Consider the following 25,863-nt stretch of genomic DNA (forward strand, 5'->3'; position numbering starts at 1 on the left):
CGAGAGCTGCCGCAGCCCGCGCGCGATGGACGGTAGCGGGCGCCGCTCAGGGCAGCCGGGCCTCCAGCACGCCGTCGCGGATTCGGGTGGGCAGGATCTGCTGGTCGCTGCCGGACGGACCGTGCACGACCTCGCCGCCGTTGAGCCGGAACGTGCTGCCGTGCCACGGGCAGACCACACAGTCGTGGCCGTCGATCTCCTGCACCTGCCCCTGCCCGAGCGGACCGCTCTGGTGCGGGCAGCGCTCCAGCATGACGGTGACGTCGTCGCCGTGCCGGTAGAGGATGACCGAGACGTCGTCGATCTCCCGGGTGAGCAGTTGGCGCTGCGGCACGCTCGCCAGATCGCCGAGGGGATGCCAGCCCGGGCTCATCAGGTGCAGCTCGGAGATGCTCTGGTTGACCTGCGCCCCCTGCTTGTACGCCAGGTGCCCGCCGATGTAGGCGCCCAAGCTCACCGCGCCGAGCCCCGCCATGCCGAGCGTGCGCCCGAGACGGTGCCGGCCGGTCAGGCGTGCGGCCAGCGAGCCGGCGTAAATGGCGAGCCCGACACTGTTGGCGGCGGCGTGCACCAGGCCGACCCGGCGCTGGTCCGGGGCGAGCGCCGCCCAGTCGTTGAGCCCGGCCACCACCGCCGGCACGGCACTCGCCGTGCCCACCGCGGTGAGCGTGGTCGCGGCCCGCCGCTGGCCGGGCATCAGGTCGAGGATCGCCGAGCTGATCCAGGCCCCCACCGGCACCTGCACCATCGCCGGGTGCAGCGGATGGCCCAGCGGAACGCCGTGCAGCAGGTCCTTCAGCCACTGCGGTCGCAGCGTCGCCAACACGGCCCGCTGCAGACGGTCACCCACCCGGTCCAGCCCGGATGCCTGCTCAATCTTCGTCAACACTGCTCGCACGGGTACCGACTTCCCGGTATCCGCGCCCACAAACCGGTCGCGGGTGACGGATCCGCAGCGCCACGTGAGGACGGCGCGCCGGCCCTCGGAACCCGACACCGGGATCCACCCCGATGGACCGGCGGAGCGACCGTACGCGGGACGCCGGGGCCTGGCGCGCCGGCGTTGCCGCCGGCATGCTGTGCCGATGGGCGTACGGGTCGAGCGCAACGGGCCGGTGACCACGGTGATCCTGGACCGGCCGGAGGCCCGCAACGCGGTCGACGGGCCGACCGCCCGGGCCTTGGCCGACGCGTTCCGCGCGTTCGACGCCGACCCGGACGCGGCGGTGGCCGTCCTGTGCGGCGCCGGCGGCACGTTCTGCGCCGGCGCGGACCTGAAGGCCATCGGCACACCGAGCGGCAACCGGGTCGAGCCGGACGGGGACGGCCCGATGGGCCCCACCCGGATGGCGCTCGGCAAGCCGGTGATCGCCGCGATCTCCGGGTACGCGGTGGCCGGCGGCCTGGAGCTGGCGATCTGGTGCGACCTGCGGGTCGCCGAGTCCGACGCGGTGCTCGGGGTGTTCTGCCGCCGGTGGGGGGTGCCCCTGATCGACGGAGGGACGGTGCGGCTGCCCCGGCTGATCGGCGAGAGCCGAGCGATGGATCTGATCCTCACCGGCCGACCGGTGCCGGCCGGTGAGGCGTACGCGATGGGGCTGGTCAACCGGCTGGTCGAGCCGGGGACGGCCCGGACGGCGGCGGAGGAGTTGGCCGCGGAGATCGCCCGACATCCGCAGGCCTGCCTGCGCAACGACCGCGCCGCGGTGCGGGCCGGCGCCGGGCTGCCCGAGCCGGCGGCGATGGCGACCGAGCTGGCGTACGGGATGGAGTCGCTGGCGGCGGACGCGGTGGCCGGCGCGGCCCGGTTCGCCGCCGGGGCCGGCCGGCACGGCGCGCCGGCGGACTAACCGCGACACGGCGGACGCCGCCGGGAGGGTGGATCCTCCCGACGGCGCCCGGGTGGGGGTGGTCAGTTGCGGATGATGGTGAAGGTCGAGGTCGTGTTCCTGATGTCGACGTCGTTGTCGGTCAGCCGCAGGTTGGTGAAGGTGGCCGAGCCGACCGCCGGGCCCTGACCCGGCTCGGGCATCTCGTTGACCCAGATGCCGAAGCCGGACTTGGCGTCGAACGCGTCACCGCTGCGCCGCGCCCCGGAGATCGAGACATTGGTGAAGACGGTGTCGGTGACCGGGTTCTCCGGCTGGCTGCCGGTGTACTTGGTCTGGAACATGATCCCGGAGTACGTCGGGTCCACGATGTCCACGTCCGAGACGCGGATGCCGCGGAACTCCTTCGACGCCGAGAAGATCCAGATCGCCGGGAACGTCTGCGAGCCCCAGAAGTGGCCGCCGGCCCGGATCAGCGAGATGTTCTCGAACCGGGTGGGCGGGCTGGCCCCGAACCCGATGAACGGGTAGCCGAAGTCCAGCGAGCTGATGGTGATGCCGGAGTACGTCAGCATGTCCGCGATGTAGAGGTTGCGGAACACGTTGTCGTAGCCGCCGTACACCGCGACCCCCGCCGCCCGCCAGGTCAGCGTGGCGGTCAGGTTCTCGAAGACGTTGCCGTGGTTGCCGGTCGACGCACCCTGGTCCGTCGCGGAGAAGAGCGCGAACGCGTCGTCCCCGTTCGACCGGCCCTCCGAGTTGGCGACCAGGTTGTTGGTGCTCCCGTTGGTCATGTTCACCGCGTCGGCGAAGGTGTCCCGGAACCGGCTGTTAGTGATCTTGAGGCCGCTGACGCTGACGCCCCAGTACGCGCAGACGGTGTGCTCGACCCAGACGTTGTCCAACGTCATGTTGTCGACGTCCTTCAGCTCACCCCAGACCTTGCCCGGCCCGTCGATCCGGTTGGTGTAGTTGCCGAAGAAGGCGAGGTGTTCGAAGGAGGACCCGCTCGCCGAGGACTCCACCCGGAAGCCGGCGTCGGTGTTCTGTTGCGAGGCGGGCGTCTGGAAGCGGGTGTACCACATGCCCGCGCCCACCACCTTGACCGCCTTCCCGTAGACCTGGAACTTCTGCGCGGTCTCGTAGGTGCCGGCCGGCAGGTAGACCCCGACCAGGTTTCCGGTGGTGTCCATCCGCACCGCGTCCAGGGCGTTCTGCACGTCCTGGTGGCTGAACCCGGTGGGCACCCGGTACCGGGCCGGATCCGGGTTGGCGCGCGGCGCGACCTGCTCCAGGTTGATGAAGTCGATCGCGTACGTGGTGCTGTTGGCCGGGTCCTTCTGGAGCCGGATCCGGCTGCCCGCCGGGATGGTCGAGTTCAGCAGCACGTTCGCCTCGTCGTAGAGGTGCCGCGGCGGGCCCGCGCTCGGCGAGTCGCTCGGGCCGGCCTCCGCGCCGTACAGCCAGATGTGCTTCGAGGTGAGGCTGATCGGCTTGTGCAGGACCCCGTTGACGTAGATGTTCAGTGTCGAGTTGATCCCGCCGCCACCCGGGGCGTCCGGGATGGAGAAGCGCGTCACCAGGGCGTTGGCGGGCGCCTTGGTGGTCCACTCGACGTACGCGCCGTTGGTGTTGAGCGTGACCGCCCGCCGGCCGGACGCCTCACCGGCCAGGTCGCCGATGGTCCGGTTCGGCGCGAGCACCTGCGCCCCGCCGCCGACCGAGCCGTCCTCGGCCTCGTACATGTCGTACGGCAGGTTCGCCCCGCGTCCGACGAAGAGCGACCGGTCGCTGGTGTTGTTCTGCCGCTTCACCGGCAGCTCGTTGGCGTCGTCGGCGAGCACCACCCGGACCGTGTACCGGCCGTTGGCCGCGGTCCAGGTGCCGAGGTTGACCGGCCCGGCGGTCGCCCCGGCGGCGATGGTGCCGCTGTACGAGCCGGTGAGCGTGCGGACCACGCCGCCCGAGTCGTTGAGCACGGTCAGCGTGATGCCGTGCGCCCCGCTCGCCGAGGCGACGGTGCCCTGGTTGCGGATGGTCACCGAGAAGGTGACCGTGGCACCGGCGCTCGGCGTGCCGGGCGACCAGGTCACCGCCGAGGCGACCAGGTCGGAGCTGGCCACCGGGCTGACCGTCAGCGCGGTGGGGCTCGTGTAGGTGTTGTTCGCCTCGTTCTGCTCGATCACCGTGTTCGCCTCGTCGACCTTGGCGATCAGCTGGTAGCTGCCGGCGTTACGCGGGCCGATGTTCGCCGAGACGGTGGTCTGCGCGCCGGCGGCCAGGGCGCCGACGTTGGCCGTGCCGACCTTCGTCGAACCCAGGTAGAGGCCGACCGCGGTGGCCGCGGACGCCGCCGTGCCGGCGTTGCGGACGGTGGCCGACAGGGTGATGGCGTCGGTCTCCACCGGCGCCGCGGGTGACGCGGTGATGCCGGTGACGGTGAGGTCCGGGTTCGGCGCCGGGACCCCGATCACCTGCAGCTCCGCCACCTGCCCGTTGGACGAGCCGGAGTTGGCGGTGAACTGGAGCCGCACGTCGGCGGTCGTCGCGGAGACCGGGATGGTCACCGTGTTGCTGCTGCTCGGGCTGAACGAGTACGTCGCCGAACCGACCAGCGTGGTGAAGCCGGACGCGGACTGTTCACGGCCGAGCACCTGGAAGGTCTGGGTACGCGGACCCCAGGCCGGGTCGGGGTTGAGCTTGACCACCAGCGAGCTGATGCTGGCGTTCGAGCCCAGCGACACGGTCAACGTGCTCGGGTACGCCCCGGGCGCGCCCTCCCAGTAGGTGGTGACGTCGTTGTCGTTGGCGTTGACCGCGTTGAAGACGTGCACCACCGACGAGGCGGTGATCGGCTTGCCGACGGCGAGGTTCGTGCCGTCCGGCGGCGTACTGCCGGTGCGGGTGACCGTGTTGCTGTTCGAGGACACGTTGCCGGCCGCGTCCCTGGCCCGGACGTAGTAGGAGACGGTCGCCGTGTCCGGCTGGCTGTCGGTGTAGGTCAGCGTGGACCCGTTCACGCTGCCCCGCAGCGCGCCGTTGGCGTACACGTCGTAGCCGGTGACCCCGACGTTGTCGGTGGACGCGGTCCAGGTCAGCCGGATCTGGCCGCTCGCCGGCTGGGTGTAGGCCAGGCTGCCGGGCGCGGTCGGGGCGACGGTGTCACCGGTGCTGCCGGTGCGGGTGACCGTGTTGCTGTTCGCCGACTGGTTGCCGGCGGCGTCCCTGGCCCGCACGTAGTACGAGACGGTCAGCCCCGCCGGCTGGGTGTCGGTGTAGGTCAGCGTGGAGCCGCCGACGCTGGTCCGGAGCACGCCGTTGGCGTACACGTCGTAGCCGGTCACCCCGACGTTGTCGGTCGACGCCGCCCAGGTCAGCCGGATCTGGTCCGGCGCCGGCTGGGTGAAGGCGAGGTTTCCGGGCGCCGAGGGCGGTTGGGTGTCCCCCGCCGCCGGGCCGTAGACCTCCAGCTCCGACAGCTGCCCCGCCGGCCAGCCGGTGTTGGCGGTGAAGAGCAGCCGGACGTAGCGGGTGGACGCGGTGGGCACGGTCACGGTGACCGTGTTGCCCGAGGCCGGGTTGAAGGCGTACGACGCCGAGGCGACCAGGGTGGAGAACGTCGACCCGTTGGTGCTGCCCTGCACGGTCAGCGTCTGGTTGCGCGTGCCCCAGCCGCCGGGCAGCTTGAGCACCAGCCGGTTGACGCTCACCGTGGCGGCCAGGTCGACCTGGATCCACTGCGGGAAGGCGTTGTTGGCGCTCTCCCAGTAGCTCGCCGCGTTGCCGTCGTTGGCGTTCCCGGCCCCGTACACGTCGGAGTGGCTGCTCTCCGCCATCGCCTTGCCGAGCGCCAGGTTGGTCGACGAGGTGGTCGCCCCGTACACCTCCAGCTCGGCGAGCTGGGCCGCCGACCAGCCGGTGTTCGCGGTAACGGTGACCCGGACGAACCGGGTGCTGGTGGCCGGGAAGTTGACGGCCACCGTGTTGCCGCTCGCCGGGCTGAACGACCGGCCGGCGGAGGAGACGATCGTGCTGAAGCCGCTGCCGTCCAGGCTGCCCTGCACGGAGAGCGTCTGGGTGCGCGCCTCCCAGGAGCCGGGAAGCTTGAGGACGACCTGGTCGATGGACTGGCTGGAGCCGAGGTCGACCTGGGCCCACTGCGGGAGGGCGCCGCTGCTCTCCCAGTAGCTGCCCTGGTTGCCGTCGGTCAGGTTGGCGGTGACGTACGGACCGTTGGTGCTGCTGGCCGAGGTGGGCCGGCCGGCGGCGAGGTTGGGGCCGCCGGCGGCGACGGCGGGGGGCGCCGGGGCCGCGGTGACGGCGAGGCCGACCACGGCGAACACCGCGATCACTCGGGTACGGAGTCTGGACATGATGGACGGACACCTTCTTCCCGGGGGACGTGGAGAAGCGTGTGCGGTGGTGCGGGTGGTGCCGGTGCGGCAGTGCGGGGGTGGTGCCGGTGCGGCGGTGCGGGGTGGGGCGGGCGCGGGGTGGGGCCCCGATCGGCGGGCGGGGCCCCACCCCGCACGTCAGGTGGTGGAGACGTCGACGTCCGTCGGTTCGGCGGTACGCAGCCAGACGGCGGTGTCCGGCGGGAGCAGGTCGTCGTCGAGCGGCCCGCTGGCGAGCAGCCGCTCGGCGTGCGGCGGCAGCGGCACCGCCACGCTCGACAGGTTGACCAGGCAGGTGAAGCCGGGCGAGCGGTGGTAGGCGAGCACGCCCTCCGGGGCGGGCAGCCAGGTCATCTCACCGTCGCCAAGCGCGGGGTCGGCCCGGCGGACGGCGATCGCAGACCGGTACAGCTCCAGCATCGAACGGCCGTCGCCGGTCTGGGCGCGGGCCGTGCGGTCCTTCCAGTCGGCGGGCTGCGGCAGCCAGGGGGCAGCCGTCGCGTCGTCGGGGCTGAAGCCGTACGGCGGCGCCTCGCCGGTCCAGGGAAGCGGGACGCGGCAGCCGTCCCGGCCGGGGTCGACCCCGCCGGAGCGGAAGAACATCGGGTCCTGCCGCAGTTCGCGCGGGATGTCCTCGACCTCCCAGAGGCCCAACTCCTCGCCCTGGTAGACGTACGCGGCGCCGGGCAGGGAGAGGGAGAGCAGCGCGGCGGCCCGGGCCCGGCGGGTGCCCAGCTCCAGGTCGGTGGGGGTGCCCTCGCGCTTGGCCAGGAAGCTGAAGGTGGTGTCCTCCCGGCCGTAGCGGGTGACGTGCCGGGTGACGTCGTGGTTCGAGAGCACCCAGGTGGCCGGGGCGTTGACCAGGCTGTGCGCGGCAAGCGTGGTGTCGATGCAGGTGCGCAACGCGTCGGCGTCCCAGGCGCAGCCGAGGAAGTCGAAGTTGAACGCCGCGTGCAGTTCGTCCGGGCGCAGGTAGTTGGCGAAGCGCTGGTGGTCGGGCAGCCACACCTCGCCGATCAGGGCCCGCTGGCCGGGATAGCCGTCGGCGATCCGCCGCCAACTCCGGTAGATCTCGTGCACCGCCTCCACGTCGACGAACGGGCTCGGGCCGTCCGGCGGCGCCTCGGGCAGCGTCGGGTCCTTGGCGAGCATCGCCGCGGAGTCGATCCGGATGCCGTCCACACCCCGGTCGAACCAGAACCGCAGGATGTCCTCGAACTCGGCGCGCACCCGGGGGTGGTCCCAGTTGAAGTCGGGCTGCTCGGGGGCGAAGAGGTGCAGGTACCAGTCACCCGGCGTGCCGTCCGGGTTGGTCGTCCGGGTCCAGGTGTCGCCGGCGAACGGCGATACCCAGTCGGTGGGCTTCTGCGATCCGTCCGGGCCACGGCCGGGACGGAACCAGAACAGTTCCCGCTCGGGCGCGTCCGGGCCGCCGGCCAGCGCCGCCTGGAACCAGGGGTGCGCGTCGGAGCAGTGGTTGGGCACCACGTCGACGATGGTCCTGATGCCGAGCGCGTGCGCCTCGGCGATCAGCGCCTCCGCCTCGGCCAGCGTACCGAAGACCGGGTCGATGTCGCGGTAGTCGGCCACGTCGTAGCCGGCGTCGGCCATCGGGGAGGGGTACCAGGGGCTGAACCAGATCGCGTCAACTCCCAGCGCCGCCAGGTGGTCCAGCCGGGACCGGATGCCGGCGATGTCGCCGATCCCGTCGCCGTTGCCGTCGGCGAAGCTACGCGGATACACCTGGTAGATCACCGCTCCACGCCACCACGGACTGTCGTCTGCTGTGGACACGAGCACCTGCTTTCTGCGTCGGTACGTCGGCGATTCCGCCAGACCTGAATGTCTGTCGGGGCGAACGGTCGTTGGTCGCCGCGCGGGAGGTTACGCCGGTGGGGTCATCCCTTGAGGCTGCCGGTGGTCAGGCCGGACATGATGTTGCGCTGGAAGATCAGGAAGACGATCACGGTCGGGATCGCGGCGATCACCGACGCGGCGACCACCACGTTCATCGGCGTGCCACCGGAGAAGGCGTAGATGCCGACGCTGACCGTCCGGGTCTCGGGCGACGGCATGACCAGCTTCGGCCAGAGGAAGTCCTTCCAGACCGCCGTCACGGCGAAGATCGAGACCACGCCGAGGATGGGGCGCGACATCGGCAGGATGATCGACCAGAGCGTCCGCAGCGGCGTCGCCCCGTCCATGAGGGCCGCCGCCATCAGGTCCTCCGGGATCGAGTCGAAGAACCGCTTCAGCAGGAAGATGTTGAACGCGTTGGCGACCAGGGGCAGCCAGATCGCGAACGGCGAGTCGAGCAGGTTGATGTGCAGGATCGGCAGGTCGATCACGGTCACGTACTGCGGGACGATGAGGACCATCGCCGGAATCATCAACGTCGCCAGCATCAGGCCGAGGATCACGTTGCCGAAGATCGGTCGGAGCTTCGACAGGGAGTACGCCGCGGCGGTGTCGAACACGAGTTGGAACAGCACCGCGCCGGTCGCGTAGTAGAAGGTGTTGAACAGCAGCTTGGCGAGGTCCAGGTTGTTCCACGCGTCGACGTAGTTCTGCCACTGCGGATCCTGCGGAAACAGCGACGGCGGGGTCTGCGCGATCTCCTGGCCGGACTTGAGCGCGCCGGTGACCATCCAGTAGAGCGGCCCGAGGAAGACGAGCGTGAACCCCAGCACGACGACGGCGAGCAGCGTCCAGTAGATCACCTTGCCGCGCCCCCGCCGGAGCTGGGCGTGGGAGATGAGGGTCCGGGTCCCGGAGTCCTGTGCCATGGATCGTCCGTCCTAGTCCTGTTTCGCGGTCAGCCGCACGTAGACGGCGGAGAAGCCGGCCAGCACCACGAGCATGATCACGCCGAGCGCGGCGGCGCCGTTGAGGTCGTTCTGGAAGAATCCGTGCTGGTAGATGAGGTACGCGACCGAGGTCGCCGAGTCCTCCGCACCCGCGCCGTTGGCGAGGATCAGGGGCTCGATGAAGAGCTGCATCGTGGCGACGATCTGCAGCATGGCCAGGAGCGCGAGGATCAGCCGGGTCTGCGGGATGGTCACGTGTCGGATCCGCCGCCAGATCCCGGCGCCGTCCAGCTCGGCCGCTTCGTAGAGCTCACCGGGGATGTTCTGCAGCGCCGCCAGGTAGATCAGCACCGCGCTGCCCATGTTCATCCAGGTCGACGCGATCACCATCGCCGGCATCGTCATCTCGGGGGACTGCATCCACTGCGAGGTCGGCAGGTGCAGCGCCTTGAGGATCGCGTTGAAGAGTCCCGCCTCGCTGGGGTCGTACGCGTAGAACTTGAAGAGGAAGAGCGCCGAGGCCGGCGGCAGCATCACCGGCAGGTAGACCAGGATCCGCAGGTAACCCTTGGCGTGGCGGAACTCGTTCAGCAGGATCGCCACGAAGAACGGCACCGCGTAGCCGAGGACGAGGGCGAGGACCGTGAAGTAGAACGTGTTCTTCCAGGCGGTCCAGAAGCTGGGGTCGTCGATGATCCGGAGGTAGTTGTCCCAGCCCACCCAGGTGGTCTCGCCGCGCCGGGTCCGCTGGAAGCTCATGACGATGCCGCGGACCATCGGGTACCAGGAGAAGACGACGAAGCAGAGCACGGCACCGATCAGGAACGCGTGCCCGGTGAGGTTGTCCCGTACCTTGCGGCCGAGGCTCGTACGCTGCGGCCCGGCCGGGGAGGCGGGGCGACCCGCTTCTCTGACGCTCCCCGGGGCGGTGGTGATCGCCAAGGCAACTCCTGGTGAGTCGGTGACCGGACGGTGCGGTGCGGATGGTGTGGGGGCCGGCGTGCCGGCCCCCACACCGTCGGATCAGCTCTCGGCCGCGAGGAGCTGGTTGACCTTGTCCTCGGCCGTCTTGAGGAGCGCGTCGATGTTCGCGTTCGGGTTCGTCAACACCCCGGACATCGCCGCGTCGAGCACCGCGTAGATCGCCTGCGCGTTGCGCGGCTCACCCTTGATCGTGATCGGGTTCGCCTCGAAGATCGCGAAGTTGGCGGTGTCGACGTTCGCGTTCGCCTTGCGCAGCTCGAGCTCCTGCTTCTGCGCGTCGCTGCCGTTGGCGAAGAGCAGCGGCTGGGGCAGGCCGACCGGGTAGTTCTGCGGCTTGGCCCGGACGTAGTCGAACTGGCCCTTGCCCGGCGTCAGCTTCTGGTACGCGATCCACTTCAGACCGGCCTTGACCTGCTCGGGGGTGAGGCCCTTCTTGAAGAAGTAGCCCTCGCCGCCACCGAGCGTCGCCTTCGCCGGGCCGTCCTGGCCGGGCAGCGGGCCCATCGCCCAGTCCTGGAACTTGCCCTGGAACTGGCTGACGATCGCCTGGGTGGCGTCCGGCGCGCCGATGAACATGCCGACCTTGCCCGCGGCGGCGTTGGTCAGCAGGTCACCCCACTGGAGCAGCTGGCGGCTGCCCATGCTGTTGTCGCCGTACCGCATGTCCTTGAGGTTCTGCAGGACCTGCTTGCCCATCGCGTTGTTGAAGTCGGCCTTCTTGCCGTCCGGGGTCAGCACCTGGCCACCCTGCGAGTAGAGCAGGGAGGTGAAGTGCCAACCTCCGGTGTTGCCGGCGCTGTACTCCGAGTAGCCGGCGATCCCGTTGCCGAGCGCGGAGATCTTCTTGGCGGCGTCCCGGACCTCGGCCCAGGTCTTGGGCGGGTTGTTCACGTCGAGCCCCGCCTGCTGGAACAGCACCTTGTTGTAGACCAGGCCCATCGAGTAGTTCTTCACCGGGACGGCGTAGAGCTTGCCGTTGTCGGTGAAGACCTGCTTGAGCGCCGGGTCGACGCTGTCCCAGGTCGGGACGGAGTCCTTGTTGGCGAACTCGGTGATGTCCATCGCCTGACCGGAGTCGAGCACCTGCTGGAGATCGGTCATGTACCCGTAGAACACGTCGGTCACCGTGCCGCCGGAGAGGCGCGCGGTGAAGTCCGGCGGGTTGTTGCACTGCTCGCCGACGCTGACGCTCTTGATGACGATGTCGGGGTTCTGCCGCTGGAACTCGACGACGTCGTCGTTCCAGTTCTTCAGCAGCTCTTTCTGGGAGCCGACCGGCTGGCAGTCGACGGTGATGGTGACCTTGCCGCCTGCCTCGTTCGACGAGTCGTCGCTCTTCGTGGAGCACGCCATAAGGCTGAGCCCCAGGCCGGCCACGAGCGCTAGCGCCGCAGCCTTCCGGTACTGCGGTACGGACATCTGTCCATCCCTTCGGGAACGGGTGTCTCCATGACCTTCGCTGAACTGCGGTGATCGCCACCGCGATGCCTGCTGCGTGATCTATGCGATGCGACCTGACCCCCGGTAGTTGCGTGGGGGCTCGGTGTGAGTGGAGTCACTGTAACGAGGGCGACACCTTTCGGCAAGGTATCGATCCTGTTTTGAAAAGACACGACTTGATGACGGCAGATCTTGACAGGAGCGTGCTTCCCGGCCTGATTGATGGAGCTTTGCCCATTTTTGACGCCCAGTCCGCCAGCGATGCTGACCGGCTGACCAGGGACGGAATGGTGCGGCATCGGCAACGACGAAACGGCCGCCGACCGCGAACAGCGGTCGACGGCCGGAGGCGTCGTTCGGTTACCGGGGCGGACCGGGTGAACCCGGGTCAGCGGCCGAGGGTGGTGGCGCCGCGGCCCCTCGTCAGCGGCCGGGGGCGGGCGCGGTGGAGCCGCGTACCACCAGTTCGGGCTCGAACAGCAACTCGTCGTGCAGCACGCCGGCCCCCTCGATCTGGGTGACCAGCAGGTCCACCGCGGCCTGCCCCATCGTCTCGATCGGCTGCCGCACGGTGGTCAACGGCGGGTCGGTGCAGGTCATGAACGCGGAGTCGTCGAAGCCCACGACCGACACGTCGGTCGGCACCGCACGGCCCAGCCGCCGGGCGGCCCGGATCGTGCCCAGGGCCAGCACGTCACTGGCGCAGATGATGCCGGTCACGCCCCGCTCGACCAGCTTGGTCGCGGCGACCCGTGCCCCTTCCATCGAGAAGCTCGAACGCTCGACGAACTCGCTGTCGTCGGCCCAGCCCGCCGCCTGGATCATCGCGTTCAGCTTGCGTCTGGACGGCACGTGCCCCTCCGGGCCGAGCACCATCCCGATCCGGTCGTGCCCGAGTGAGCGCAGGTGCCCGTACGCCTGCTCGACCGCCACCGCGTCGTCGGTGGAGACCCGGGGGAAGCCCAACTCGTCCACACCCGCGTTGACCAGCACCACCGGCAGGCCCCGGTCGGTCAGCCGGCGGTAGTGGTCGTGCCGGGCGTCGGCGAGCGCGTACGAGCCGCCGGCGAAGATCACCCCGGAGACCTGGTGGTCGAGGAGCATCTCCACGTAGTCCATCTCCGAGACGCCACCGATGGTCCGGGCGCAGAGCGCCGGGGTGAACCCCCGCTGGGCGAGGGAGCCGGTGACCACCTCGGCGAGCGCCGGGAAGATCGGGTTCTGCAGCTCCGGCAGCACCAGCCCGACCAGCCGGGCACGCTCACCGCGCAGCTTGGTCGGCCGCTCGTAGCCGAGCACGTCGAGCGCGGTCAGCACCGCCGTCCGGGTCGCCTCGGAGACCCCGTCCCGGCCGTTGAGCACCCGGCTGACGGTGGCCTCGCTGACGCCCGCCTTCTTGGCAACTTCGGTCAACCGCTTCGTCACGGCCGCAATCGTATGCCAGGTAGCTGCAAGAACTGAACAGCCTGCTGCCGTCCGACGTCAGGCGACCGTCAGGTCTGCGGTTGCCCGGTCAGTGGAGATTGCGCAGCGCGTCCTCGATCGCCCGGTGGAAGGTCGGGTACGCGTAGATCATGTGCCGAAGTTGGCTGAGCGGCACCGCCGCGTGCACGGCGACCACCAGCCCGGACAGCACCTCGCCGCCGGCGGGCCCGGCCGAGGTCGCCCCGATCAGCACCCCCTGGTCGGCGTCCGCGACGAGTTTGATGAAGCCCTCGTCGCCGACGCCGTGGATCCAGCCCCGGGTCGAGGTGCTCAGCTTGGTGAAACCCACCTGGACGTTGATCCCCCGGTCCCGGGCCTGCTGCTCGGTCAGGCCCACCGCGCCCACCTCCGGGTCGGTGAAGGTGACCCGGGGCAGCGCGCGGTAGTCGGCGCGCGGCACGGTGCCGGCCGAGCCGCTCGACCCGCTGGCGCTGAGCCGGCTGGCCGCGCCCATGGCGCCGCCGACCACGCTCGCGGCACCGCTCGGGTCCGCACCGGCCCGCGCGTGCCGGGTCCGGTCCAGGACATCGGCGATCACGATCGCCGCCTGGTACATCGCGATGTGGGTGAACGCGCCCTCGCCGGTCACGTCGCCCACCGCCCAGATGTCGTCGACGACCCGCATCCGGTCGTCGACCGGGAGGAAGCGCTGACCGGCGTCCACCCCGACGGTGTCCAGCCCCAACTCCTCCAGGTGAGCCCGGCGGCCCGTCACCACCAGCAGTCGCTCGGCCGTGAACTCGGCGCCGCCGGAGGCGCGGACCGTGAACCGCTGCCCGTCGTGCTCGACCCGCTCCGCCCGCACCCCGGTGTGGATCTCCACCCCGTCCGCGCGCAGCGCCGCGGCGGCCACCTCGGACGACTCCGGCTCCTCGACGGCGAGCACCCGGTCCATCGCCTCGACGATGGTGACCCGCACCCCGAACCGGGCGAAGACCTGGGACAGCTCCAGCCCGATCGCACCACCGCCGAGCACCAGCAGCGACTCCGGCAACTCCTCGACCTCGATCGCCTGGTGGTTGGTCCAGTACGGGGTGTCGGCCAACCCGTCGATCGGTGGCACCGCCGCCCGGCTGCCGGTGCCCAGCACCACGCCGTACCGGGCCTGGAACACCTGGTCGCCGACCCGGACCCGGCCGGGCCCGTCCAGCCGACCGCTGCCCCGGACGAACCGGCCACCCCGCCCGGTGAAGCGCTCGACCGCCACCCGGTCGTCCCAGGTGTCGGTCGCCTCCTCACGGATCCGCTTGGCCACCGGCGCCCAGTCCGGCCGCACCTCGGCGGTGCCGGCGAGGCCGTCGACCCGGCGCGCCTCGGCGAGGGCGTTCGCCGCCCTGATCATCATCTTGCTCGGAATGCACCCCCAGTAGGGGCACTCCCCGCCGACCAGGTCCCGCTCGATGCCGACGACGCTCAGCCCGGCCTCGGCGAGCCGCCCGGCCACCTCCTCGCCCCCGACGCCGAGCCCGACCACGACAACGTCAACCTGCTCCGGCTCCACCACTCGAACAGCATCTCCCAGCGGACGCCGTCGGGCCAGCCAGCCGGGGCAAAGTCACCGGCCCGTTCGGAGCGGAGCGCCTACCCTGGCCGGATGCACGACACCCGCTTCGCCGCCGTCCACGACCGCTTCCATGACCTGTTCGCTGGCGGGCGGGAGACCGGGGCCGGCCTCGCGATCTGGTACGACGGCACACCGGTGGTGGACCTCGTCGGCGGCGAGCGGTCGCCGGGCCGGCCATGGCGGGCCGACACGCTGGTCAACGTCTACTCGGTCGGCAAGCCGGTGGCCGCGCTCTGCCTGTTGCTGCTGGTGGACCGGGGCCGGGTCGGGCTGGACGACCCGGTCGCCGCGCACTGGCCCGGGTTCCGCGCCCCGGCCACGGTCCGCCAGGTACTCGAGCACACCGCCGGGCTGCCGACCTTCCCGGTGCCCCGGCCGGCGACCGCGATCGCCGACTGGGACCTGCTCGCCGGGGACCTGGCCGCCGCCGAGCCGGAGTGGGAGCCGGGGACCGTCGCCGGCGAGCACGCCTGGACGTACGGGCACCTGGTGGGCGAGCTGGTCCGGCGGGTGGACGGCCGGTCGGTGGGGCGGTTCCTGGCCGACGAGATCGCCGGCCCGTGGCGGCTGGACCTGGGCTTCGGGCTGGACGCGACGGATCAGCGCCGCTGCGCCGACCTGTCGTACGGCGACGCCGGCTGGCCGGACCGGATGCTCGGCGAACCGGGATCGCTGCGAGCCCGGGCGGTGTCGAACCCGGCGGGCGGGCTGGATCTGGCGGTGCTCAACAGCCCGCTCTGGCGCGGCGCCGAACTGCCGGCCGTCAACCTGCACGCCACCGCGACCGGGCTGGCACGGCTCTACGCCGGGCTGCTCGCCGGCGGCACGCTGGACGGCGTCCGGCTCTTCAGCCCCGAGCTGGTGGCCGAGGCGACCCGGGTCCAGTACGACGGTCCGGACCTGCTGCTCGACCGGCGGGTCCGGTGGACGCTGGGCATGCAGCGGGAGGAGGACGACAGCTGGGGCATGGGCGGGCTCGGCGGCAGCTGCGGGTGGGCCGACCCGGTCCGCGGCTACACCTTTGCCTACGCGACCGCCCGGCTGGCCGACTTCGACCGGGTCGAGGCACTGGTCGACGCGCTGCACGCCTGCCTCTGAGCCGGTGGCTCGCGGGTGACGCGGACGGTCGCGGCGCGGGCGGTCAGGGCGCGGTCGGCCGGGGCGCCGGCGGCCCCGGAACGGTGTCCACCGGCGTTCCGTTCGGCGTGAGCAGGGCACGGGCCGCCACGGCGAGCCGGCGCCGCTGCGGGACCACGGCCCGGCGGGCGAAGACGTCGTAGTCCTGCGCGGCCACCTCGTCGAGGATGCCGCCGTAGAGCGCGTACGCGGTCCGCATGCAGGCCTGCGAGGCCGGCGCGAGCAGGGCGATCCCGGGTGCCGCCGCCGCGTAGTGCGCCTGGGCCCGGGTCACCTCGTACGCGATCAGCTCGCGGATCTCCCGGGCGGCCCGGCCCCGGTCGCGGGCCTCGGCCAGCGCCTGCCGGGTGACGCCGAACCGCGCCATGTCCTCGTCCGGCAGGTACGTCCGCCCTCGCTCCAGGTCCTCCGCCACGTCGCGGATGAAATTCGTGAGCTGGAAGGCGAGACCGAGCTGCCGGGCCGGTTCCCGGGCCGCGGTCGGGTCGATGCTGCCCAGGATCGGCAGCATCATCGTGCCGATGGCGGCTGCCGAGCCCGCCATGTAGTCGAGCAGGTGGGCGTACGTCCGGTACGAGCTGACGGTCAGGTCCATCGCCATGCTCTTGAGGAACGCGGCGAAGTCGTCCCGGTCGAGGTCGAAGACGGCGATGGTGTGCAGCACGGCGGGAAGCAACGGGTCGTCGACCGGCTGGCCGTGCAGGCCGGCCATGAACCGGCCGGCCCAGTCGTCGAGCCGGGTGGCGCGCTCGGCCGGGGGCAGGTCGTCCGTGCGGTCGACGATCTCGTCGGCGTACCGGGTGAATCCGTAGAGGGCGTGGACGTGTCGCCGTTTCCACGCGGGAAGCAGCCGGGTGGCGAGATAGTAGGTGCGGCCGTGGCGTCGGTGCAGCTCACGGCAGCGGTCGTAGGCAGCGGTGAGATCAGTGTCCACCGGCCCCTCCTCACGTATCGACGCACCAATCGACGCAACTCGTAACTCTAAGGTACGCTCGGCCGCATGGCCAACGATGCGGTTGCGGGCAGCGCCACGGCGCGCCGGCGGGCATGATGGGCGGCTTGTCCCGAGGAGGTGGTCGCGTGCGGACGGTGGACGGGCGTACGGACCGGGTGGTGGTCGTCGGCGCCGGCCTCGGTGGCCTGGCCTGCGCGCTGCACTTGGCCGGCAGTGGGCGCCAGGTGACGGTGCTGGAACGCGAGCCGGTGCCCGGTGGCCGGGCCGGCCGGTTGGGCGTCGACGGCTACGAGTTCGACACCGGCCCGACGGTGCTCACCATGCCGGAGCTGATCGCCGAGGCGCTCGCCGCGGTCGGCGAGGAGCTTGGCGACTGGCTCGATCTCACCCCGCTCGACCCGGCCTACCGCGCCCACTACCCGGACGGCTCGACGCTCGACGTCATCACCGACACCGCCCGGATGGCCGCCGAGATCGCCCGGGTGTGCGGCCCGCGGGAGGCCGACGGCTACCTGCGCTTCGTGGCGTACGCCCGCCGGCTGTGGCAGCTCGAACGCGCCGACTTCATCGAGCGCAACCTGGACACGCCGGCCGACCTGCTCACCGGCAACCTGCTGCGGCTGCTGGCCAGCGGCGCCTTCCGGCGGCTGCACACGAAGATCGGGCAGTTCTTCCGGGACCCGCGTACCCAGCGGATCTTCTCCTTCCAGGCCATGTACGCCGGCCTCGCCCCGCACGACGCGCTCGCCATCTACGCGGTCATCGCGTACCTCGACTCGGTGGCCGGGGTGTGGTTTCCCCGCGGCGGCGTCCACGCGGTCTCCCGGGCCATGGCCGGCGCGGCGGAGAAGCACGGCGTGCAGATCCGCTACGGCACGACGGTCACCCAGGTGCGGACGGCGAACGGCCGGGCCATCGGCGTGCTGACCGCCGACGGCGAGCTGGTCCCGGCCGACGTCGTGGTGCTCAACCCCGACCTGCCGGTCGCCTACCGCGACCTGCTGCCGCCCGGCCGGCGGCGCCGGCTCACCTACTCGCCGTCCTGCGTGGTGCTGCACGTGGGATCGCGTCAGGGGTATGCGAGGATCGCCCACCACAACATCCATTTCGGACGCTCGTGGAAGGGCACCTTCGATGAGGTCATCCGGCGCGGTGAGCTGATGTCCGACCCGTCGCTGCTGGTCACGAACCCGAGCCGGACCGACCCGTCGGTGGCCCCGGCGGGCCGGCACACCTACTACGTGCTCGCCCCGGTGCCCAACCTCGACCGGGCGCCGTTCGACTGGCACGGCGACCTCTCCCGCCGCTACGCCGACCGGCTCATCGGCACCCTCGAGGAACGCGGCTACGTCGGCTTCGGCGCGGGCGTCGAGGTGCTGCGCACGGTCACCCCGGCCGACTGGGCGGCACAGGGCATGGCCGCCGGCACGCCGTTCGCGGCGGCGCACAGCTTCCTCCAGACCGGGCCGTTCCGCCCGGCCAACCTGCACCGGACGCTACCCAACGTGGTGTTCGTCGGCTCGGGCACCCAGCCCGGCGTGGGCGTGCCGATGGTGCTCATCTCCGGCAAGCTGGCCGCCGGCCGGGTCACGGGAGGCATCCGATGAGCGAGCGCGGCGAGCGAGTCATCAGGCACAGCGCGGTCGAGCCTCATGCCGACGCCGACCGCAGGGAGGTCTCGGCATGAGCGAGCGCGAGGCGCACCTCGTCGAGCTGGTCGACGAGAGCGGGCGGGCCCACGGCGAGACCACGGTCGCGGCCGCCCACCAGCCGCCGGGCCAGCTGCACCGGGCGTTCTCGGTCATGCTGGTGGACCCGGACGGGCAGGTGCTGCTCCAGCGCCGGGCCGCCGTCAAGACCCGCTTCCCGCTGCGGTGGGCCAACTCCTGCTGCGGCCACCCCGGGCCCGGCGAGTCGCTGACCGAGGCCGCGAACCGGCGGCTGCGCGAGGAGCTCGGCGCCGGCCCGGTCGAGCTGACCGAGGTCGGGGTGTACGTCTACTACGCCGAGGACCCGACCACCGGTCGGGTCGAGTTCGAGTACGACCACGTCCTGCGGGGCGAGTTCCGGCCCGGCGCGCCGCTGCTGCCCGACCCGGCCGAGGTGGCCGAACTGCGCTGGGTGGAGCCGTCCGCCCTGGAAGCCGACCTCGCCGCCGACCCCCGGGCGTACTCGCCCTGGCTGGGCGGGGTGGTCAACCGGCTGCTGCACCCCGCCCCGGCGGGGCCTGCCGCGGTTCCGTCCGGCGTGCCGGCCGATGACGCGCCGGAGCGGTCGGGTGGCCGATGAGACGCTGAGCGCGGGCGCGGTGGCGCGCCGGCTCGGGGTCGCGGTGACCACTCTGCGCACCTGGCACCAGCGCTACGGGCTCGGGCCCAGCCGGCACGTGCCCGGTCAGCACCGCCGCTACACGACGACCGACCTGGCCCGGTTGGAGATCATGCGACGGCTGACGGCCGACGGGGTCAGCCCGGCCGAGGCCGCCCGCTGGGCACGCCAGGCACCGGAACCGGTCGGCGTCGACGACCTGGCCCGGTCCCGATCGGCCGGCGTCCGGGACGGCGGCGGCGCGACGATCCCGGTCGGCCGGGCCGGACCGGCCGCCCGCGGGCTGGCCCGGGCCGCCATGCGGCTGGACTCCGCGGCGATCGGCGAGACGATCGAGCGTGCCCTGGCCGGCGAGGGGGTGGTCGCCACCTGGGACGACCTGCTCCGGCCGGTGCTGGCCGGGATCGGCGAGCGGCACGCCGCGACCGCGGGACTGGTCGAGGTGGAGCATCTGATGTCCCGCTGTGTCTCCGAGGCGTTCGCCGCGGTCAGCCGGGCCGCCAGCCCGGGCGGGCCACCGCGGGTCCTGCTCTCCTGCGCCGACGAGGAACAGCACACGCTGCCGCTGGAAGCGCTCGCGGCCGCGCTCGCGGAGGCCGGCGTCGGCTACCGGATGCTCGGCGCCCGGGTGCCCGTGCCGGCCCTGCTCGAGGCGGTCAACCGGACCGGGCCGGCCGCCGTGGTGCTCTGGTCGCACACCCCCACCACCGCCGACCCGGCCCAGCTCAGCGCGCTGCTCGCCGCGCCCCGGCGCCCCCTGCTGGTGCTCGCCGCCGGCCCCGGCTGGCCGGCCGAGGCGTTGCCCGCCGGGGTCGTCCGGCCCACGCGGCTCGCCGAGGCGCTCGCCCTGACCGCCGCGGTGGGCGAGCCACCGCGGGGGTGACCCGGGGGGTGTCGATGCCTGACGCCGTCCACTAGCGTCGGGTGGTCCGCGTACCCCGACCCCCCCTTCGGGAGCGAACAGATGAAAGCCCGCGCCGTGCTGGCGTACGCCCTGGGTCTGGTTCTGGTCCTCGGCGGCTGTGCCCAGCCGGGCGGCACCGTCGTCGCCCACGACGGCCCTGCCCCGGCCAGCTCTGCCCCGCCGCCCAGCCCGAAGCCGTCCGCCTCGCCGCGGCCGACCCGCACCGCCACGACGGGGCGACCGGTCCGCCCCCGCCCGAACACGCTGCCGGCCGGGCTGCGCCGCACCACCGGGGCCCGCACGGTCGCGCTGACCTTCGACGACGGGCCGAGCCCGGCCTGGACGCCGAAGATCCTCGACCAGTTGCGCGCCGCTCGGGTCACCGCGACCTTCTGTGTGGTGGGACGGGAGGTGCAGCGCCACCCCGAGCTGGTCCGGCGGATCGTCCGCGAGGGGCACCAGCTCTGCAACCACAGCTGGCGGCACGACGTCGACCTCGGCCGGTTGCCGGTGGCGGAGATCCGGGCCGACCTGGTCCGCACGAACAAGGCGATCCAGGCGGCCGCGCCCGGCGCGCCGATCACCTTCTACCGGCAGCCCGGCGGACGGTGGACGCCCGAGGTGGTGGCGGTCGCCAAGCAGCTCGGCATGCGCCCGCTGCACTGGAGCGTCGACCCGCAGGACTGGGCGAAGCCGCCCGCCGCGACGATCAGCCACCGGGTGCTGACGGCGGTCAGGCCCGGATCCATCGTGCTGCTGCACGACGGGGGTGGCGACCGCGCCGCCACCTTCGCCGCGTGCCCCAGGGTGATCGCCGAGCTGAAGCGGCGCTTCGGCGTCACCCGGCTCCGCTAGACCTGGCCTGACCTGCGGATTTATGCGTGCTTGTGGTTCGAGCCATACCGGGTTGGTCGGCCGCCGGGGCATCACGTATGCTTTCCAAGCCTCCGGCGGGGCCGGATGGGAGCAAGTCCGCTTGACGTTGCAGATGTGCAATGATGGCGGGGCCGCCCTCATCGTCTAGCGGCCCAGGACGCCGCCCTTTCAAGGCGGTAGCACGGGTTCGAATCCCGTTGGGGGCACGACCGGCGCAAGCCGGAGCAACAAAGCTAGGTCCTGTGGAGCAGTTGGAGTGCTCGCCGCCCTGTCAAGGCGGAGGTCGCGGGTTCAAGTCCCGTCAGGACCGCAGCGCTGACGCCGCGCGGAACATGCGCGGCGTTCTGTGTATCGGAGCAGGTGACCCTCTCGGCGGATCATCCGCCCTCCGGGTAGCATGGTCCGAGCAACCCGGCCAGGTAGCTCAGTTGGTACGAGCGTCCGACTGAAAATCGGAAGGTCGGCGGTTCGACCCCGCCCCTGGCCACATAGCCTTTCGCCGGGCTACAGAGGTCCCCACCAGCGGAAACGCGGGTGGGGATCTTGCTTTTCAGCCCATGGGCCGGCATCTTCGTCAGCGGCCTTGTCGGCGGCGGATACGAGGACGAGTTGCTTTCCGCGGGCGCGCTGCTGGTGATCGCGGGCCCGCTGCTACGCATCGAGGCTGCGGTCCAGGGGACCCGGAGGAGGGGACCGGGCGTCTGACATCCGCATGCGGGTCCTGGCGGGTCTGGCCCTCCTGGTGGTGAGAACCGCTGCTCAGGGATGGGCGTGGATGAGGCGAAGTTCGTGGCCCAACGTCATCGACAGCTTCGCCAGATGTTCGTCGGTCAGCTCGTGCTGCGGGTTCCAGAGGGTGATCCGGAACCGGGAGAACCCCACCGGCCAGTCGTAGTGGAGATCGGCGAGGGAGACCAGATCACCGCAGCAAGGCACTGTCGTCGCCAGGTCGTCGAATCCATCTGGGTAGGGCCCGTTGAGATCGGTCAGTCGGTCGAACCACTCGACGTCGATCTCGCCACCGCATCGCGGGCATCCGATTCGCTCCAGGTTCTCGAACGGGTGAGCCACGGTGATCCGAGGAAAGAACTCCACCGCGATGCTGGGGTAGATGTTCTGCGGAATGCCGGCCAGGATCCGGGCCTCGGTCGCCGTACGTTCGGCCGCTTCCTGGGTCGGCTGCCAGGTGAGGCTGGTCGGGTTGAGGTACACGATGAAGTCGCCCACACCGCGGATTGTGCACCGCGAGTGGGCACCCCTGCTGTTCGCTGTTCACGCCGCTGGACGATCCCGGCACTCCGCCCTGCCTGCGCGATGTTGTCGATCGACCCCTGCAATACTGCGGCGATGGTGACCTGGCTGGGACGTGGCCTGTCCGTGCTGGTGGCCCTGGCCGGGGCCGCGCTGGGCGCGGTGCTCGTCGCGGCTGCCTGGAACGCTCTCGCCGCGCCTGCCCGGCCTTGATCGACTCGGGATCCAGGAAGTCGGGAGGCTCCGGTCGGCCGGACACCCCGACTTGTGGAACTCGTGACCCGTCAGCGCTTGGACTGCGGTCCGTGCTGCCCCACGCCGGATCTGATCACGTCCCACACGCTCCGGCCGACCTGCCGCAACACCTCCCCGGCCTGGTCGGCGAGATCCCCCGGGCTCGGCAACGGCCAACTCGGGCCGCCACCGCCCGGCTCACCCGGCGCGCCTTCGCCCGGCTTGCCCGGCTGACCCTCGCCCGGCTTGCCCTGCGGACCCTGGGCCGGTCGGCCCCCCGTCGGCTGGCTCGGCCCAGCCTGGCCCGGCTGCGGGCCTTGGACGCTCGGGGCGGCTTGTTCCGCCCGGCCCTGACCCCGCTGACCCTGGCCCTCTCGGCCTTGGCCCGTCCCGCTCACTGACCTGGCCGGTGAGCCGCCCTGCTGGCCTTGGCTCTGGCCGCCCAGGCCGGGTTGACGCTCGCCCGGACCCGGCTGCTGGCCCTGCGGCGCCGGTTGTGCCACCCCGGCCGCTTGTTGTGCCGTCCCGCGAGCCGTTGGGGCGGCCGGGCCGGCCTGCTGGGCGGCGCCGCCGCGCACACCCTCCCCGGGGTAGGTGGCCTGCGCGGTGACCGAGCCGATCTGCTGTCCGAGCTGGTCCACCGCGCTGCCGAGGTTCTGCGTGCTGCCGGTCACCTGCCGCACGGCCTGGTCGGCGTCGCCCAGCGCGGCCTGCGCGGCGTCGTCCAGCGCGGCCTGGGCGGCGTCGTCCAGCGCGGCCTGGGCGGCGTTCCTTACCGTCTCGAGAATCTGCGGGTTCCGGTCGATCGTGCTCAGAGCCCGGTCGAGGATCGCCATCAACCGTTCCAGCCGCACCTCGAGCAGCGCCTCGGCGCGGACGTCGTCGAGGTCGAGCTCGACGCTCTCCAGCCGGACCCGGACGCCGGCGTCCAGCTCGAGCAGGTTCGCCAGCCGCGCCCGAACGGACAGGTCGGCCTCCAACCCGTCCACCGCGAGCCGGATCGAACCGACATGCAGGTCCGGCACGTCCAGCACGACGTCCGGCTCACCCTCCTGCGCCACACCCCGCTCCGTCTCGGCCGGCCACCGGCCCTTCCGGACGTGCCGCTCCGACGGGACCTCATGCCGGCCCTGGGGACCCCAGCCCTCGCCGCCCTCCCCCGGCTGCGTCAGGCCCCGGCCGCCCGGCCGAGCCCGGCTCGACTGACCCTGGGCGCGCCGGGCCTCGTCCGACCCGACGGGAGGCGGTCCCGGCTGGCTGTGGCCCGACTGACCCCGCCGGCCCGACTCGGTCTCGCTCATCCGCCCCGCTCCCGCCCTCGCTGGCCCGGCGTGAGCGGGCTCGACCGGCCGCGTCTACCCGCTTTGCGGCCCGCCATCCCTTACCCACCGGCCGCCGCCGCACAGCCGTCCCCGTCCCGACCCGCCGGCGCCCCAAGCCCGCACCCCGCAGCCGCCCCCGTCCCTACCCGCCAGCGCCCCGAGCCCTCACCCCGCAGCCGCCGTCGGCCCAACCCGCCAGCGCCAGGGCCCTGTCCACACAGCCGCCGGCGGCCCCATACCCGCCAACGCCGCCGACTCCTGGACTCCGGCCACCGGTCCCTTGCCGCCAACGCCGCGGGCCCATGGCCATCGGTCCCCGCCGCCAACGCCGCGAGCCCCTGGTCACCGGGTGCCCGCCCGCCCTCCCGGCCGGGCCCGGCGGACCGTCCATCCGGGCCCGTACGAGCCCGCGACCACGACCCGCCACGGCTGTCCGGAAACGGGCAGTGCGCACCGGTGCACACTCGGGCATCAGCCGGTATGGTCCGGGCCTATGGGACAGGAGATGGCCGATCCGGCGGACATCCGGCAGGACTTCGACCGGTTCTCGCTGCGCTGCGGTCTCCTCGTCCCCGCCCCCGCCGAGCGGGCGTTCGCCGTCTTCACCGAGGCGCTGACCGACTGGTGGGTCACCGAATACACCTGGTCGGGGCCGGAGGCGCTCGCCGAGCTCGGGATGGAGCCCCGCTCCGGCGGCATGCTCTACGAGATCGGCCCCTACGGCTTCCGGGCCGACTGGGGCCGGGTGCTCACCTGGGACCCGCCCCGCCGGCTCGTCTTCACCTGGCAGATCGGGCCGGACCGGGTGCCGGTGCCGGACCCGGCCCGCGCCAGCGAGGTCGAGGTGCTCTTTCTCGCCGAGGAGCCGGAGCAGACCCGGGTGGAACTGGAGCACCGCCACTTCGACCGGCACGGCGAGGCGGCCGAGGGCTACCGGCAGGCGCTGACCGCCGGCTGGCACGACCTGCTCTCCCGCTACGTCGCGTCGGTCGACGGCCACCACCCGCCGCTGAGCTGACCCGCGCGCCGCGACCCGGCCACCGGGCGACGGCGACGGCGACGGCCGTCGTCCCGCCGGGGCCCGGCCCGGGCAGCGACGCCGCCCGTCGCCCGGTTCGACCGCGACCGAGCAACGACGCGACGGCCCTGCCGCCTCAGCGCCCGATGCGCCGGTCCGTGCCCGGGGCGGCGGCGACCCCCGGGCCACCGAGATCGGCCCGGCGGCCCGCCTCGGCCCCGGACCCGTAGCCGCTGCCGGCGAGCCGCCGGCGCGGCGCCGTACGCAGTCGCGGATAGACCTCGGCGAGCCGCAGCCGCACCCGGTCGGACCGGTCCGCGAGGACCAGCGCGACGCCCGGCGCACCGGAACCGGTCGCCGCCGCAGCCTCGGCGGCCCGCAGCCGCGCTCCGATCACCTGGGCGAACCCGGCCAGCCAGGAGCGGCGGAACGCGGCCGGCTGCTCGCCGGGCGGGACGGTCGCCCCGGCCAGCCCGTGCGCCGCCTGCACCAGCAGCGAGGTGAAGAGCAGGTCGACCCGTTCCAGGTCGCTGGCGAAGCCGAACAGGTGCATCGTGAAGCCGCTGCCGCGCGGTCGGCGTACGCAGCGGCAGCGCAGCGGGTCGGCGACCGCGGCGAGCAGGCCGGCCTTGTCCCGGGCGTACGGGGCGACCACCTCGACGATCCGGTCGCCGACCGGGTCGCTGGCCGGGTCCCGGGTCGCGAGCAGCGCCCGGTCCACTCCGTAGCGGGCGATGAGCTCCGTCGCCTTGGCGGTGAAGGCCGCCGCCTCGGCGGCCGTGCAGGCCGGATCCTCGGCCTGGGCCAGCAGCTTGCGGACCTTGCTGAGCATGGCCTCGGACATGACACCAGAGCTATCACACCGGCCGGCGGACCGGTCGGGCTCAGTCCTCGCGGCTGCGGAGGGTGGCCACCGTCGAGCCGGCGAGCGTGAGCAGGCAGTCCGGCAGCAACCCGTCGGCGGCCGCCGCGCCGAACAGCGCCTCCCCGGTGTCCACGTCCCGGTTGGCGTACGCGCTGACGAACCGGGCGACCCAGCGGGTGTCGTAGCCCGCCTCGTCGATCCCGGGGAAGTCCAGCGCGCACGAGCCCGGCGGGCCCGCGTCGCCCACCATCGTGGCGGCGAGGCACCAGGCCACCCCGTACGCGCCGGCCAGACCGGACCGGTCGACGACCGCGTCGAACGCCCCCACCACGGCGTCGCCGTCTCCGGCCAGCGCGGAGCGGAGCACGGCGGTCGCGTCGTCGAGCATCTGCTGTGGTAGGTCGGTCACGCACCGCACAGTAGGCAGGCCGGTCAAGTGACGGTTGGCCACCCGCCGGCAAACTACTGTG

At 72.4% G+C, this 25,863-nt stretch carries 21 protein-coding genes and 3 tRNA genes; 11 read left to right on the forward strand and 13 right to left on the reverse strand.

Annotation, left to right across the window (positions count from 1 at the left end; translation table 11 throughout):
- Nucleotides 1-46: 46 nt before the first annotated feature.
- Nucleotides 47-898, reverse strand: coding sequence for a Rieske 2Fe-2S domain-containing protein (locus O7603_RS20415; RefSeq protein ID WP_281571403.1), 852 nt, complete (start codon nucleotides 896-898; stop codon nucleotides 47-49).
- 187 nt (nucleotides 899-1,085) lie between these two features.
- Between O7603_RS20415 and O7603_RS20420 the strand changes: the two genes are divergently transcribed.
- On the forward strand, nucleotides 1,086-1,850 hold the full coding sequence (locus O7603_RS20420; RefSeq protein WP_281571404.1) for a crotonase/enoyl-CoA hydratase family protein: 765 nt from the start codon (nucleotides 1,086-1,088) through the stop codon (nucleotides 1,848-1,850).
- Nucleotides 1,851-1,912: 62 nt separating this feature from the next.
- On the opposite strand, the gene O7603_RS20425 is transcribed toward O7603_RS20420, so the two are convergent.
- From O7603_RS20425 to O7603_RS20455, 7 genes are all read right to left on the reverse strand, one after another.
- The gene (locus O7603_RS20425) at nucleotides 1,913-6,202 is read right to left on the reverse strand and encodes a discoidin domain-containing protein (protein ID WP_281571405.1); all 4,290 of its coding nucleotides are present in this window, start codon (nucleotides 6,200-6,202) and stop codon (nucleotides 1,913-1,915) included.
- Nucleotides 6,203-6,361: 159 nt separating this feature from the next.
- The gene (locus O7603_RS20430) at nucleotides 6,362-8,017 is read right to left on the reverse strand and encodes a glycoside hydrolase family 13 protein (RefSeq protein ID WP_281571406.1); all 1,656 of its coding nucleotides are present in this window, start codon (nucleotides 8,015-8,017) and stop codon (nucleotides 6,362-6,364) included.
- Nucleotides 8,018-8,121: 104 nt separating this feature from the next.
- On the reverse strand, nucleotides 8,122-9,009 hold the full coding sequence (locus O7603_RS20435; RefSeq protein ID WP_281571407.1) for a carbohydrate ABC transporter permease: 888 nt from the start codon (nucleotides 9,007-9,009) through the stop codon (nucleotides 8,122-8,124).
- A 12-nt stretch (nucleotides 9,010-9,021) separates the two neighbouring features.
- Nucleotides 9,022-9,972 (reverse strand): sugar ABC transporter permease, encoded by a 951-nt coding sequence (locus tag O7603_RS20440; RefSeq protein ID WP_281571408.1) that lies wholly within the window; start codon nucleotides 9,970-9,972, stop codon nucleotides 9,022-9,024.
- Nucleotides 9,973-10,053: 81 nt separating this feature from the next.
- Nucleotides 10,054-11,433, reverse strand: coding sequence for an extracellular solute-binding protein (locus O7603_RS20445; RefSeq protein WP_281571409.1), 1,380 nt, complete (start codon nucleotides 11,431-11,433; stop codon nucleotides 10,054-10,056).
- A gap of 444 nt (nucleotides 11,434-11,877) precedes the next feature.
- Nucleotides 11,878-12,879: a LacI family DNA-binding transcriptional regulator gene (locus O7603_RS20450; protein WP_281571410.1), complete on the reverse strand. Its 1,002-nt coding sequence runs from the start codon at nucleotides 12,877-12,879 to the stop codon at nucleotides 11,878-11,880.
- 88 nt (nucleotides 12,880-12,967) lie between these two features.
- Complete coding sequence (locus O7603_RS20455; RefSeq protein ID WP_281576749.1) at nucleotides 12,968-14,440, reverse strand: NAD(P)/FAD-dependent oxidoreductase; 1,473 nt, start codon at nucleotides 14,438-14,440, stop codon at nucleotides 12,968-12,970.
- Between the two features lie 93 nt (nucleotides 14,441-14,533).
- Between O7603_RS20455 and O7603_RS20460 the strand changes: the two genes are divergently transcribed.
- Nucleotides 14,534-15,601 (forward strand): serine hydrolase domain-containing protein, encoded by a 1,068-nt coding sequence (locus O7603_RS20460; RefSeq protein ID WP_281571411.1) that lies wholly within the window; start codon nucleotides 14,534-14,536, stop codon nucleotides 15,599-15,601.
- Between the two features lie 43 nt (nucleotides 15,602-15,644).
- Here O7603_RS20460 and O7603_RS20465 read toward each other — a convergent pair whose 3' ends face one another.
- Nucleotides 15,645-16,574: a phytoene/squalene synthase family protein gene (locus tag O7603_RS20465; RefSeq protein ID WP_281571412.1), complete on the reverse strand. Its 930-nt coding sequence runs from the start codon at nucleotides 16,572-16,574 to the stop codon at nucleotides 15,645-15,647.
- 146 nt (nucleotides 16,575-16,720) lie between these two features.
- On the opposite strand from O7603_RS20465, the gene crtI reads away from it, so the two are divergent.
- The 8 genes from crtI to O7603_RS20505 all read left to right on the forward strand — a co-directional run bounded on the left by crtI (nucleotide 16,721) and on the right by O7603_RS20505 (nucleotide 21,408).
- Entirely contained in the window at nucleotides 16,721-18,202 is a 1,482-nt protein-coding gene (gene crtI / locus O7603_RS20470) for a phytoene desaturase family protein (protein WP_281571413.1), read from the forward strand.
- A gap of 76 nt (nucleotides 18,203-18,278) precedes the next feature.
- The gene (idi, locus tag O7603_RS20475; protein ID WP_281571414.1) at nucleotides 18,279-18,884 is read left to right on the forward strand and encodes an isopentenyl-diphosphate Delta-isomerase; all 606 of its coding nucleotides are present in this window, start codon (nucleotides 18,279-18,281) and stop codon (nucleotides 18,882-18,884) included.
- Nucleotides 18,874-19,806, forward strand: a complete 933-nt coding sequence (locus O7603_RS20480) for a MerR family transcriptional regulator (protein ID WP_281571415.1) — start codon at nucleotides 18,874-18,876, stop codon at nucleotides 19,804-19,806. The genes idi and O7603_RS20480 overlap by 11 nt, the downstream gene beginning before the upstream one ends.
- An 81-nt stretch (nucleotides 19,807-19,887) precedes the next feature.
- The gene (locus O7603_RS20485; RefSeq protein WP_281571416.1) at nucleotides 19,888-20,682 is read left to right on the forward strand and encodes a polysaccharide deacetylase family protein; all 795 of its coding nucleotides are present in this window, start codon (nucleotides 19,888-19,890) and stop codon (nucleotides 20,680-20,682) included.
- A gap of 154 nt (nucleotides 20,683-20,836) precedes the next feature.
- Nucleotides 20,837-20,909 (forward strand) — tRNA-Glu (locus O7603_RS20490).
- A 30-nt stretch (nucleotides 20,910-20,939) separates the two neighbouring features.
- Nucleotides 20,940-21,013, forward strand: a tRNA-Asp gene (locus O7603_RS20495).
- 103 nt (nucleotides 21,014-21,116) lie between these two features.
- Nucleotides 21,117-21,190: transfer RNA gene (locus tag O7603_RS20500), tRNA-Phe, on the forward strand.
- 47 nt (nucleotides 21,191-21,237) lie between these two features.
- The gene (locus O7603_RS20505; RefSeq protein ID WP_281571417.1) at nucleotides 21,238-21,408 is read left to right on the forward strand and encodes a hypothetical protein; all 171 of its coding nucleotides are present in this window, start codon (nucleotides 21,238-21,240) and stop codon (nucleotides 21,406-21,408) included.
- A 54-nt stretch (nucleotides 21,409-21,462) separates the two neighbouring features.
- Here O7603_RS20505 and O7603_RS20510 read toward each other — a convergent pair whose 3' ends face one another.
- Both O7603_RS20510 and O7603_RS20515 read right to left on the reverse strand, forming a co-directional pair.
- Nucleotides 21,463-21,930, reverse strand: a complete 468-nt coding sequence (locus tag O7603_RS20510) for a hypothetical protein (protein ID WP_281571418.1) — start codon at nucleotides 21,928-21,930, stop codon at nucleotides 21,463-21,465.
- 308 nt (nucleotides 21,931-22,238) lie between these two features.
- The gene (locus O7603_RS20515) at nucleotides 22,239-23,249 is read right to left on the reverse strand and encodes a hypothetical protein (RefSeq protein WP_281571419.1); all 1,011 of its coding nucleotides are present in this window, start codon (nucleotides 23,247-23,249) and stop codon (nucleotides 22,239-22,241) included.
- 754 nt (nucleotides 23,250-24,003) lie between these two features.
- Here O7603_RS20515 and O7603_RS20520 point away from each other — a divergent pair.
- Nucleotides 24,004-24,528, forward strand: a complete 525-nt coding sequence (locus tag O7603_RS20520; RefSeq protein ID WP_281571420.1) for an SRPBCC family protein — start codon at nucleotides 24,004-24,006, stop codon at nucleotides 24,526-24,528.
- Between the two features lie 136 nt (nucleotides 24,529-24,664).
- Here O7603_RS20520 and O7603_RS20525 read toward each other — a convergent pair whose 3' ends face one another.
- Complete coding sequence (locus O7603_RS20525) at nucleotides 24,665-25,372, reverse strand: DUF2786 domain-containing protein (RefSeq protein WP_281571421.1); 708 nt, start codon at nucleotides 25,370-25,372, stop codon at nucleotides 24,665-24,667.
- Nucleotides 25,373-25,412: 40 nt separating this feature from the next.
- A complete protein-coding gene (locus O7603_RS20530) occupies nucleotides 25,413-25,802 on the reverse strand; it encodes a hypothetical protein (protein WP_281571422.1) in 390 nt (129 codons plus the stop codon).
- Between the last annotated feature and the right edge of the window lie 61 nt (nucleotides 25,803-25,863).

Source organism: Micromonospora sp. WMMD812, assembly GCF_027497215.1.
In the GTDB taxonomy this organism is placed as follows: Bacteria; Actinomycetota; Actinomycetes; order Mycobacteriales; family Micromonosporaceae; genus Micromonospora.